Annotated in this window: 7 protein-coding genes and 5 tRNA genes; 8 read left to right on the forward strand and 4 right to left on the reverse strand. The window is 39.1% G+C overall.

Annotation, left to right across the window (positions count from 1 at the left end):
* Positions 1-694: 694 nt before the first annotated feature.
* The 3 genes from flhB to MXE38_RS06705 all read right to left on the reverse strand — a co-directional run bounded on the left by flhB (position 695) and on the right by MXE38_RS06705 (position 4,334).
* Positions 695-1,831, reverse strand: a complete 1,137-nt coding sequence (gene flhB, locus MXE38_RS06695) for a flagellar biosynthesis protein FlhB (protein ID WP_246913389.1) — start codon at positions 1,829-1,831, stop codon at positions 695-697.
* Between the two features lie 426 nt (positions 1,832-2,257).
* Complete coding sequence (parE, locus tag MXE38_RS06700; protein ID WP_246913391.1) at positions 2,258-4,171, reverse strand: DNA topoisomerase IV subunit B; 1,914 nt, start codon at positions 4,169-4,171, stop codon at positions 2,258-2,260.
* A 22-nt stretch (positions 4,172-4,193) separates the two neighbouring features.
* Positions 4,194-4,334 carry a hypothetical protein gene (locus MXE38_RS06705; protein WP_246913392.1) on the reverse strand — a complete coding sequence of 47 codons (141 nt, stop codon included), beginning with the start codon at positions 4,332-4,334 and terminating at the stop codon, positions 4,194-4,196.
* Between the two features lie 656 nt (positions 4,335-4,990).
* Here MXE38_RS06705 and MXE38_RS06710 point away from each other — a divergent pair.
* From MXE38_RS06710 to MXE38_RS06735, 6 genes are all read left to right on the forward strand, one after another.
* Positions 4,991-5,066: transfer RNA gene (locus MXE38_RS06710), tRNA-Ala, on the forward strand.
* A 20-nt stretch (positions 5,067-5,086) separates the two neighbouring features.
* Positions 5,087-5,162 (forward strand) — tRNA-Ala (locus tag MXE38_RS06715).
* Positions 5,163-5,170: 8 nt separating this feature from the next.
* Positions 5,171-5,246: transfer RNA gene (locus MXE38_RS06720), tRNA-Ala, on the forward strand.
* 28 nt (positions 5,247-5,274) lie between these two features.
* Positions 5,275-5,350: transfer RNA gene (locus tag MXE38_RS06725), tRNA-Ala, on the forward strand.
* Positions 5,351-5,430: 80 nt separating this feature from the next.
* A tRNA-Ala gene (locus MXE38_RS06730) sits at positions 5,431-5,506 on the forward strand.
* A 390-nt stretch (positions 5,507-5,896) separates the two neighbouring features.
* On the forward strand, positions 5,897-7,270 hold the full coding sequence (locus tag MXE38_RS06735; RefSeq protein ID WP_246913393.1) for a TolC family outer membrane protein: 1,374 nt from the start codon (positions 5,897-5,899) through the stop codon (positions 7,268-7,270).
* Positions 7,271-7,360: 90 nt separating this feature from the next.
* Here MXE38_RS06735 and hldE read toward each other — a convergent pair whose 3' ends face one another.
* Entirely contained in the window at positions 7,361-8,794 is a 1,434-nt protein-coding gene (hldE, locus tag MXE38_RS06740; protein ID WP_246913394.1) for a bifunctional D-glycero-beta-D-manno-heptose-7-phosphate kinase/D-glycero-beta-D-manno-heptose 1-phosphate adenylyltransferase HldE, read from the reverse strand.
* 533 nt (positions 8,795-9,327) lie between these two features.
* On the opposite strand from hldE, the gene MXE38_RS06745 reads away from it, so the two are divergent.
* A complete protein-coding gene (locus MXE38_RS06745; protein ID WP_246913395.1) occupies positions 9,328-10,746 on the forward strand; it encodes an MFS transporter in 1,419 nt (472 codons plus the stop codon).
* Between the two features lie 510 nt (positions 10,747-11,256).
* Positions 11,257-11,778, forward strand: coding sequence for a rhodanese-like domain-containing protein (locus MXE38_RS06750; protein WP_246913396.1), 522 nt, complete (start codon positions 11,257-11,259; stop codon positions 11,776-11,778).
* Positions 11,779-12,003 lie beyond the last annotated feature (225 nt).

Genomic DNA, 12,003 nt, shown 5'->3' on the forward strand with positions numbered 1-12,003 from the left:
AAAAAGTTAGTGCTCCAATTAATTTTGAGGTATTGCTTAATTCAAAGCTTGAACAAACTATATGACAACTAAACTAAAGCATCTAGTCTGATGATTGGGGGTAACCTTGTTGTTTGTCTGTACGTCTATCAGATGAAGACGACAACATAGTTTTGCCTAATCTAATAAACTACCTGCCTTTAGCTAAGGCAAGAGATCCTACCGCAAATTATATTGAATAGATAAAACCTATATCCATAAACAAAACATATGTATCATATTATTATATGATAGATAGCTTTGCTATTTGGTATGGCGATTGTACCACAAGAACAGCTTAAAATTTGCAAAGTATTATTAAGCAATAGCAATTTTATGGAATTTTTGCACACAACTTAAAAGTTAATAATTTCTTAATAGATACATGATGCAAGGTGATATAAAATTATCAATTTTAGTTAGCCACAGCTAACTAATAGCTTGCTAAGCTTGCTATTTAGCCCTCTTAGCCCTAAGTGTCATACTAACTTAACCCTCTTTAGCGACCCTAAAACTACCCCTCTTCTAATAAGATCTAACCCCAATCACCACTTTTGCCAAAATATACTTTTGCCCAACAATAATGCAAAGGCACAGAAAAGATATCACGACCATTTTCATAGCCACCTAAAAACAATAAGGGTGTTTGTTCAAAACAAACACCCTTATTTAAATCTTAGAACTTAAGCTCATCTGGGATAGGTAATTCTTTATCCAACTCTCGAGGAGGCTGCGGTGCCTTACCCTCTCTATAAGCCTTAGTTCCTAAAACCCATGCTAACACTTGCGCTACCGCTTGGAACAGACCACGAGGAATTTCACGATCCAAATCAGTAGTGTAGTATAAAGAACGAGCTAAAGGCGGTAGTTGCAGTACTGGAATCTTGTACTCTCGTGCAATTTCCTTAATCTTTTCTGCTACCTCATCCACACCCTTTGCTACCACTAAAGGAGCTAACTCTCCATTAGGGTCATAAGATAAAGCTACTGCATAATGGGTTGGGTTGGTAACTACCACATCAGCTGTAGGTACCTTAGACATCATACGACGAGCAGCCATCTCGTACTGCATACGTTTCATACGACTCTTAATTTGCGGATTACCTTCGGTCTCCTTCATTTCATCTTTAAGTTCCTGTTTGGTCATACGCAATTGTTGACGGTATTGCCAAATTTGGAAAGGAACATCAATTAAGATGATTGGGATCATGGCGCACACAATGATTACCATGAAAATAAACAGGATCACAAAAGCATCGTGTACCGCTGAATATACGTCAATATAAGATAAACGTAATATTTGATTGATACGACCGCTAATCAAAAAGTAGCAAATCGAACCAATACAAGCTACCTTAGCAATACTCTTAATGAGCTCAACTACTGAGTTCATACTAAAAATACGCTTAAAACCATTGATAGGATTAAGCTTATCTGGCTTAGGCATGATAGCTTCGGTTGAAAAGTTCATGCCACCAATCATAATATTGCCAAAGAATGCTGCTACCAACATAGTTCCACAAATACCTAAAATAGGAATAGCAATGGTAAATATGTGTTGGTAGAAAATACGTCCCATCTCATAAAGATCAAAAACTTGTTCTTTTTCAAGAGTAAAGGACTGCTTCATAATGTTCAACATGCCTTCTCCTAAGAACGTAGACATGATCCATATTGAAGCCACACCTGAGAGCAGTACAAAGAATGTTCCTGCCTCACGCGATCGAGGAAGTTGACCTTTTTTGCGCGCGTCTGATATTCGTTTACCAGTCGGCTCTTCGGTCTTCTCCTGTCCATCGGACGACTCGGCCATTTCATCTCCTCTGTCAGTGCTCTAAACAAAGCTGTAAATAAGCGACAATTACCAGCAAGCTCAAGGCTAATGCTTGCCTAAACTAACGATTATTACAACTTGTCAAAGCTAGGAAGACCTTGGATAAATCCAAAGCCCTGGCGCTAAAAGTTAAAACAAAGTCTTGCAACCAAATTTATGATCTCAAAAGCTCACAGGCTGTACGCTCATAAATTCAAAATAGTATGCGACCACCAACACCTATCTACCAACTAATTAGCGTAGTTGCAGTAGCAGGATCAATAAAAAACCAGCAAGCTTACTTTAGCAAAAGCAAACTTAAGCTTAATTAAAGCACAAACTAAGCCAATATGCCAAAAAATAAGGGCCAAAAACCTGATAGTTTTGACCCTTATTTTCATATGCTATAGCACCAACCAATGATAATTAATCCATTAATTGTGCTTTATCGCCATTTTGCTCTAACCAAACACGACGATCTGAGGCTCTCTTTTTAGACAATAACATGTCAAATAAAGCAAAGGTCTCATCTTGTACTTGATCTTCTAAAGTCAATTGCATTAAACGGCGAGATTGAGGAGCTAAGGTAGTTTCACGTAATTGCTCAGGATTCATTTCACCTAAGCCCTTAAAGCGCTGAATTTTAATATTCTCAGCCTTAGCACCACGTTTTAGTAACTGCTTTTGCTTTAATGCCAATTCAGCATCATCTAAAGCATACTCTTTGTCTTTGCCACTATCGATACGATATAAAGGAGGGCAAGCTACATAAACATGGCCTTCCTTTACTAATTTGGTAAAGTGACGCACAAATAAGGCACATAACAGAGTACCAATATGCAAGCCATCAGAGTCAGCATCAGCCAAAATACAAATCTTGTTATAACGCAAGCCCTCTAAATTATCACTATCAGGCTCTAAGCCTATAGCAATAGAAATAGAGCGAATTTCCTCTGAGGCTAAAGCAGTATTAGCAGATACTTCCCAGGTATTTAAAATTTTGCCACGTAAAGGCAAGATAGCCTGGAAGGAGGCATCACGAGCTTGACGAGCTGATCCACCTGCTGAATCACCCTCAACAATAAAGAGCTCACTACGAGACGGATCAGTAGAAGTACAGTCAACTAGCTTACCTGGTAATTGTGGGCCACGAACTGACTTTTTACGCTCTACTACTTTAGCTGAGGCCTCACGTACTTTGGCGGCACTAATAATTAAGTTAGCTAAAGCCTTAGCACTCTCTAAGTTAGCATTGAGGTATAAAGAAAAACGATCTTTAACTACACCCTCAACTAAAGAGGCACATTCACGTGAAGAGAGCTTTTCCTTAGTTTGACCAGCAAATTGTGGATCACGTATCTTTACTGATAAAACAAAAGAACATCCTGCCCACACATCATCTGCTACTAATTTTAAATTGCGTGGCAAGAGATTGTGCAAATCACAAAACTCACGCATAGCAGAGAGCAGACCTACACGGAAACCATTAACGTGGGTACCACCTTCGGCAGTAGGAATTAAGTTAACAAAAGACTCTCTTACTCTTTCATTAGAATCAATTTCCCAAGCTACCGCAAAAGCCACCTCATAGTCATCACTCTTAACGACATCAGAATAAGGAACGGCTGGCAAAATTTCACGATTAGAACATTGATTTAATAAGTAATTACCTAAAGAGCCTTCGTGAGTCCAAGTAAATTGCTCACCTGTCTTTTTATTTAAACAATGTACGGTGAGGTTAGGACAAAGCACTGCTTTGGCCTTTAATAAATGCATTAAGCTCTTAAAGTTAAAATTACCATTATCAAAATAAGAGCTATCAGGGTAGAAACGAATAGAAGTACCTGTTTCTTTTTTATCGCAAGTACCTATTTCATGTAAATTTTCAGCCTTATTGCCATTTTCATAAGCAATAGCGTAAATCTTACCTCCACGCTTAACCTGAGCTTCTAAGCGAGTAGATAAAGCATTCACTACACTCACACCCACACCATGCAAGCCACCAGAAAAACCATAGTTTTCCTTGTTAAACTTGCCACCAGCGTGTAAACGGCCAAAGATCAGCTCAATAGCAGGAACCTTTTCAACAGGATGTAAATCTACAGGCATACCACGACCGTTATCCACTACTTGTAGTGAATTGTCTTCATGTAATACCACTTCAATTTCATTAGCATATCCAGCTAAAGCTTCATCTACTGAGTTATCAATTACTTCCATGCCTAAATGGTTAGGACTGGTAGTATCAGTATACATACCTGGACGACGACGTACTGGCTCTAAACCCTCTAAGACCTCAATAGAGGAGCCGTCATATACCGATTCGACCTTTTTTACCATAGCGCTCACAATCCTTTAAAGCTTATTGGCTATCTTCTTTTAGACGTAAATAGGAATTATCACATTTGCTTGATATACGACAATTTCTATTTAAGCCCTCACTAGTATTAATATAGGAAACACAGCCCACATACTCTTGAGCTAACGCAGGCAAGATTATCATATTATTTATATCTTATAGCCGTAATAGTTAATATTTTTTAGGCAATGTACCCCCAATACATCATAATCCCACCACCTCAACTCAAGACCCAACACCACAAAACCACCAAATATAAGCCATTTTCAACCCCAAACTACAAACAAAACCACCCTCCTTCACCATCAACCACTGCTCCACACAGTCAAGCTAACACCCCAGCACTCAACCATCACTCACCCAAAAGTTATCCAGCCTCCCTCAATTTGACCAACCACAAAAACAATCTCCCCATCCCTACTTAGCCATTGCCAGAACCATAACAATGGCTCAGGACAGAGGTCTAGAAGCGGCGACTCCAGCCCTATCTTATGAGTTAGCAATGCAATCAGTACTACGCTTTATGCTCACCCCAGGTAATAAAAGCAGCCCAAGGCTCTGGCCATGGCTATGACCATGGCCCAAACCTAGACTGTAGTGAAGGCTATGACTATAGCCATACTTATGCCTTATGCCTTTGCCTTGGCTATGGTGCATAAGTATTAGGGATTGATCAGGCTTTGGTGTTTGTGAAATTTTGGGGCAAAATGGCCGCTGATTAAAAAATTTTAAAATTTTTGTAAAAAGTTGTTGACAGTAAAATTTGCAACTGTATAATGAGCATCGTTTTCTGACGACGTGGGGTTATAGCTCAGTTGGGAGAGCGCTTGCATGGCATGCAAGAGGTCAACGGTTCGATCCCGTTTAGCTCCACCAGAAAGAAAACACGACCAGATGGGGGTATAGCTCAGTTGGGAGAGCATCTGCTTTGCAAGCAGAGGGTCTACGGTTCGATCCCGTATACCTCCACCATTTAAGTTGGGGTTATAGCTCAGTTGGGAGAGCGCTTGCATGGCATGCAAGAGGTCAACGGTTCGATCCCGTTTAGCTCCACCAAAACTTAAACATTCTGGTTACCCATCGTGGGGGTATAGCTCAGTTGGGAGAGCATCTGCTTTGCAAGCAGAGGGTCTACGGTTCGATCCCGTATACCTCCACCATTTAAGGCCTTAGTTGGTCTTTTTTTATCCTAACTAATTGACAGTAGTTTTATCCACTGTATAATTAGCACTACTCTTGTGGGGGTATAGCTCAGTTGGGAGAGCATCTGCTTTGCAAGCAGAGGGTCTACGGTTCGATCCCGTATACCTCCACCATTCCAAGACCTTAAATGGTCTTTTTTTATCTCATCTTGTTGTATCTATCAAAACTACCAAGTTTTGCCTAGTTTTCCTGTCTTAATATCTTTTACATGCAACTTACAAATAAGTGTTTGCAAGAGAGATTTTTTTCAGTATTTTCTAAAAAAATTTACTTACATACATACATGCATGTACGTATAATAGACTAAAAATAGCACAAAGACTTGATGCTAAAATTAAGGTATCATTCTAATTGCTTGTCAATAAGGACTTTTAAATGCCCCCTTTTTATTACAAGTCCTTGTCGAATTAATTTATTTATTGCTTAAAAGCGTCATTAATACATAGTGTGTGGCCTAATTTGCCTAAGTCGTTTTTAAGTACTTGATTGATTGAGGTTGCTCAATGCGTTTAAAAGTCGGAATGTTAGCCTTGGCTGTCGCTGGTCTTATGAGCTCCAGCATCTCTACTGTCCAAGCAGAAGATCTATTAGATATTTACAATGAAGCCTACCAAAGAGATCCTGTAGTTTTACAGGCTAAGGCTAATAGAGATAAGGCAGTTGCAGCCATTGATGAGGCTACTGCCGCTTTATTACCACAAATTAAATTAACTGCTGGCCTTAGCGCCTCCCGTGTAAACCCAGCAGGTAAGAGTTCATCCTACAATAGCTCTACTGCTAAAGGCAGCGTTGATTTATCTCAAGCTATTTGGAGACATAGCTCTTGGGTCAATAGAGATATTGCCACTAAAGCCGCAGCTCAACAGGAGCTTGTTTATGCTGATGCTATGCAGCAGTTAATCTTACGTGTCTCCCAAGCTTACTTCTCTGTATTAAATGCCGTAGATAGCGTAACTTTCGCTAAAGCTAATCAGGCTGCTTTAAAAAGACAGCTTGATGAGGCTACTCGTCGTTTCCATGTAGGTTTAATTGCAGAAACTGACCAGTTAGAAGCTCAGGCAGCCTACGACTTAGCATCAGCTCAAGTTATTAATGCTGAGAATATCTTAATTAACTCCTATGAAGAAATTCGTAAGTTAATTGGCCGTCAGGTTACTTCCTTAAATGCTTTGGATGCCAAGCGCTTCACTCCATTCCCTGTAACACGCACTATTAGCCAAATTGTTAACTCTGCTGAGCAAAACAACTTGTCCTTACAAGCTAGCATAGTAAGTCGTGATATTGCTAAAGACCAAATCTTATTAGCTCAAACTGGTCACGAGCCAACTATCGACATAGTAGGCTCAGTAGGTGTTGCTAATAACAAGTATTCTATCGATGCTATGTCAGCTCAAGAAGGCACCAGCAATCAAAGCACTATTGGCGTTAACTTTAATATGCCTCTTTACTCAGGTGGCGCAGTTAGCTCTCAAGTACAACAGGCAGAACATGCTTATGTAGCCGCCTCTGAGGCTTTAGAATTAGCTCACCGTACTATGGTTTCAAACGCCAACAACAACTATAACAACGTTCAAGCAGCTATTTCATCCGTTAATGCTTATGCCCAGACTGAGCGCTCAGCTCAAAGTGCTTTAGAGGCTACCCAAGCTGGTTATGAAGTTGGTACACGTACTATTTCTGACGTACTCAATGCTACTCAGCAGCTTTACTCTGCCAAGCAGGCTTTATCAGCTGCTCGCTTTAACTATGTGATGTCACGCCTACAATTACTCTATACCGAGGGTAATTTAACTATTGATGACATTGATGCTATCAACCGTGGTTTAGAGCGCCAAGCTACTAATATGCCTAAGGCTAGCCACATGAACGCTCAATAGCTATAAGCTTGTAATCACTAAGCTTTCAAGCTAAAAAGGCCTCTTAGCAACAAGACTAAGAGGCCTTTTTTAATTAGCGCTTGAACTTAACTAAGCTTGGCTTTGAATCTTTTTAACAATATTAGAAGTTGAGCAATTGTCGACAAAATTTAAAATCTTAACACTGCCACCGTTGGCTAGTACTTCTTTGTGACCTGCAATTTGCTCTACTTTGTAATCACCGCCCTTAACTAAAATATCAGGCAAAATACGAGCGATTAAGCGCTGTGGAGTTTCCTCAGAGAAAGGCACTACCATATCAACACAACCTAAAGCGGCTAATACATCCATACGGTTCTCTAAAGGAACAATTGGTCTAGTAGGGCCCTTTAAGGTTTGTACTGATTCATCTGAGTTAACTGCTACAATGAGTACATCACCTAAGGCACGAGCCTTTTGCAAGTAGTCGACGTGACCTTTATGGAGAATATCAAAGCAGCCATTAGTCATAACAACTTTCTTACCTTTTTGCTTTAAGAAAGCCACTTCCTCAACTACTTCATCCTCACTCATTACGCCCATATGCTTGCAAGAGTGACCACGACCATTAATAACCTCATCTAACTCTCTTGGAGTTACAGTTGAAGTACCAAGCTTACCAACTACTATACCGCCCGCTCTATTAGCAATAGCGCAAGCTAAAGGTAAGTCACAACCACTGGCTAAGCTAGCGGCTAAAGTTGCAATAACAGTATCGCCCGCACCAGTTACATCGTAAACTTCACGTGCATAAGTTGGAATGTGTAGTGCGTCCTTACCTGGGACAATTAAAGACATACCATCTTCAGAGCGAGTAACTAATAAAGCCTCAAGTGAAAACTCCTTAATCAGATTTAAAGCTTTTTTCTCTAAATCATCGTTATCCTGAACTTTACCTACTACAGCTTCAAATTCAGACATATTAGGAGTTAATAAAGTAGCGCCACTGTAACGAGAAAAATCAGTGCCCTTAGGATCAACTAAGACCTTGATATTTTTAGAGCGGCACTCTTGAATCATAGTCTGTACCGAAGACAAGGCACCCTTACCGTAGTCAGAGCAAATAACTACTTTGGTATCACGCATGCACTTTCTTAAAGTTGATAATAAACTGCCCTGATCTACCTTGTCATAGCCTTTTTCAAAGTCGACTCTTAATAATTGTTGGTGACGGCTTAAAATTCTTAATTTGGTAATGGTAGGCAACTCCTCACTAACAATAAAGCGAGGATCAATGTTTTTATCTTTAAGCAATTGCTCTAAAGTTTGGCCAGCTTCATCTTGACCTACAATACCTACTAGATCGCACTCAATACCTAAAGAGGCCAAGTTTAAAGCTACGTTAGCAGCACCACCTGCACGGTTTTCATAACGATCTACATTTACTACAGGCACGGGAGCTTCAGGCGAGATGCGGCTAGAAGATCCATACCAATAGCGATCTAACATAACATCTCCAACAACAGTTACGCGACCTTTAAAATTAGGGAGTCTTATAACTTCCATCACTCTCTCCTAAAAAACAAAATAACCCGTGAGAATGTATCATTAAGATTAACTAAGCAATAATAGCAAAATTTTATTATATCGATTTAGCAATCTTAATTTTTTACCAAAAAGCCCCGTGCTCCCCCATATCCCCAGCCATAGCCCTACCAAGACTTTCCCACATAGCTAAGGCTATAGCCATAGCCATAGCCATAGCCATAGCCATGGCTCTGGGCCAGGGCCATGACCATGGCCATGTAGCTGGTAACGACACTAAAGACCATACTCCATAATATTTTTAGCCATAGCCATAGCTTTTACCCAATTTAACTAAAGCCCACTATCTTAGAGCACCATGCTTAATACCTGCACTATTACATAGTAATGCCTTTAGACTAAGTGCTATTTTCAGCGGCTAAACTTCAATTATTATTTGATGAGATAAATTTTTGCTTTAAAATAAAGGCAACAATTGTTCATAATGCGACCAACTCGCCCACTCTGCAAAGCCAAGTAGTATTTCATAACTCCCTTTTACCAAGAGATTCAAAATGCCTCAACAACCAAGCCCATTTAAGGATATCGCCCTATGGCCTCTGCCACATATTGCTATTGTGTCGGCTATGGGTATGATTTTTGGTTTTGACCTAGGTGCCGTATTTATTAACCATAATGTAGTCTCTGACTTTTACCTAATTGCTGATAGCAGATCTGATATTGTTACTGGCACCTATATTCTTGGCTTTATCTTTGGTGTTTTTATCGCAGGCTATGTTACCTACGGATCTGGTAGAAAGATTTCTATTATTTCCAGCATTACTGTAGGTTCTTTAGCTATTTTTGCCTCACTAGTAGCGCCAGATTACTCTATCTTATTGTGCTCAGAGCTTGTTATTGGATTCTCTTTTGGCCTCTATTTAATCTCAGCCTTGTTATACAACTGTGAAATTATGTTGCCTAATAAACGAGGACTGAGCTTAATGATGATCCCTATTAGTATTTTGATAGGCACATTATTCTCTTTTATTAGTGATTATGATCTTTACACTAATCCCTTCATGGTCTTTATCGTATTTTTCTTGATCAACGTAGTTTTAGTATCAATTGCCACAGTAAAGCTACATGAATCACCACGCTACTTAGCACTAATAGGATCATCAGACGCAGCTCTTTCAGTACTATTTAAATTACGTCATGATATGGGTATGGCTGCACGAGAACTAGCTGAGATTAATGAGTGCTGTCGAGGCGAAAGTCGTGGTTTTGAGTTTTTCTTACAAAACACTATTTATCGCCGTCTGTTAGCCTTTTTATGTATTACTACTTTCCTTTTCAATATAGGCGGAGTAACTATCATCCCTTATATTTTAATGGACAATATTTCTTTAAAACTGGTATGTGAAAGTGCCCAAAACTGCCACTATACATTGAACAACAATGTAGTTTACATAACCTTTGGCGTAGCTTTTATCGCTGTATTACTTCATGCCTTAGCCAGTGAGCATAACAAAAGACGCTTAGTAGTTTTATATAGCTATAGTCTAGGCATTGTGTTTTTGTTTATTGCTGCTTTAGTTTCAATGTTTGAATCAAGCGCCATCTACCAGTTTGCTCTTTTAGTGTCTTTATTACTCTTTATCATTTTTACTTTTGGCGCTTTTGTTGTCTTTATAACTGTTATTAGCATTGAACTTATGCCTATTCGTGGTCGTGAATTTGGTATTGCCGCAATCTTTTTATCTCACGGCCTAGGAGTATTGGTATCCATTAACTTTTATGCCCCTATTCTTCATTTATATGGCTTTACTGGCTTGCTAACTTTTGGAGGCTTAGTATCTTTACTAGTGCTTTATTTTTGCTACTTATATTTACCAAACCCAGGCAAAAATTCCCTTGAGAATATTGAAAGCCGCATTTTATCGTCCGAGGCCTTCTCTAAAATTAACCAAACACCTACTACCCACAACTAACACTTTACCGCATTATGGCCAGCTCTTTGGCCTAGCCTTCTACCATGGTGCCATGGCAAATGGCTATAGCAGCTATAGCTGCTATAGCGCTGTGGCGCTATGGCTTCGTTCTGGTGATATCTTTTACCCACTCATGGCCAACTATTTGGCCAAAATTCATACGATTAAACTATAGGGGCTATAGAGGCCAAGTTAGCTATTAGCTATGGGGCTACGGCTTAGCTTTAGTCAGTGCTTTATACAAGCAACGAGAGCTCTTTTGTTTAGTCTTTGGTGATAAAGGCTTTGTATAATGCAGCCATTGGGAATCAACATGGCTATTTCTTTCACTTAGCTGCAATTAATTGATTTTAGGTTTACAATTTAGCGCAAGTTAGCATAGGCTTTCTTAATTGCATTAAGAATAGAGTTTGTCAGATCATTAGTTTATTTTTGCATAATCTTAGTGTCATTCAAGCTAATTAATACAAGCCCTATTGTCATAGCTAAGTTTTCTTGTAGGTGATTAGTATGATGTTTTTTAATTTCTTAAAAAATTCTGCTCGAACTCTAATTAATGGTTTAGTTTTAGGAGTTGCTTTCATGTTTCCTTCTTTCACTGCACTGGCTGCTGATCAATTATTGGACGATTTTAAATACAGTGCAGAGCCTACCAACATCAAACAGAATTTAGCTCAAGCTTTGATGGAAGCAAATGGCGCTATTGTGATCGACGTTCGTACCAAAGAAGAGTATGACGCTGGCCATATTGAAAATGCCTATTTAGTTCCATTAGATGAGCTTAATGAAAGCACCATTGCTCAACACAAGGATCTTAAGCTCTTAAAAGAAAAAGACACTCCAGTACTTTTATACTGCCGTTCAGGTCGTCGCTCTGGTATTGTTATGAATGCTATGGCAAAAGCTGGTTTTAAAAATGTAATGAATATGGGCGGTGTTATTACTTGGGAATATGGTCTAACAACTGAATTACCAAAGAAGAGCTTTGCAGAGGCAGTTAAGGCTGTAACTCCTTATCAAAGCGCCAATTAATGATAGTTAAGCTTTAACTAAAAAATAGGAGCCTTTAGGCTCCTATTTTTTTTGTCTATTACCAACAATTTTCTCTAATACATCGATATTTATCATTGTATGATTTTGGTAATTTTTTCAACTCAACCTTTTTACAAATATTACATTGAGTTTCTGTTCGTAATATCTAGCTACCCTATATGACCAAGATATTTAGGCTTTTATTGAATTAAATCTATATAAAGA

Origin of the sequence: Anaerobiospirillum sp. NML120448 (genome assembly GCF_023050945.1) — a bacterium.
Lineage (GTDB): Bacteria > Pseudomonadota > Gammaproteobacteria > Enterobacterales > Succinivibrionaceae > Anaerobiospirillum.

What these genes read in the sequence shown, in the direction of transcription:
- flhB (WP_246913389.1), bottom strand. Translation starts at nt 1,831, where the DNA reads ATGGCCGAGTCGTCCGATGGACAGGAGAAGACCGAAGAGCCGACTGGT.
- parE (WP_246913391.1), bottom strand. Translation starts at nt 4,171, where the DNA reads ATGGTAAAAAAGGTCGAATCGGTATATGACGGCTCCTCTATTGAGGTC.
- MXE38_RS06705 (WP_246913392.1), bottom strand. Translation starts at nt 4,334, where the DNA reads ATGATAATCTTGCCTGCGTTAGCTCAAGAGTATGTGGGCTGTGTTTCC.
- MXE38_RS06735 (WP_246913393.1), top strand. Translation starts at nt 5,897, where the DNA reads ATGCGTTTAAAAGTCGGAATGTTAGCCTTGGCTGTCGCTGGTCTTATG.
- hldE (WP_246913394.1), bottom strand. Translation starts at nt 8,794, where the DNA reads ATGGAAGTTATAAGACTCCCTAATTTTAAAGGTCGCGTAACTGTTGTT.
- MXE38_RS06745 (WP_246913395.1), top strand. Translation starts at nt 9,328, where the DNA reads ATGCCTCAACAACCAAGCCCATTTAAGGATATCGCCCTATGGCCTCTG.
- MXE38_RS06750 (WP_246913396.1), top strand. Translation starts at nt 11,257, where the DNA reads ATGATGTTTTTTAATTTCTTAAAAAATTCTGCTCGAACTCTAATTAAT.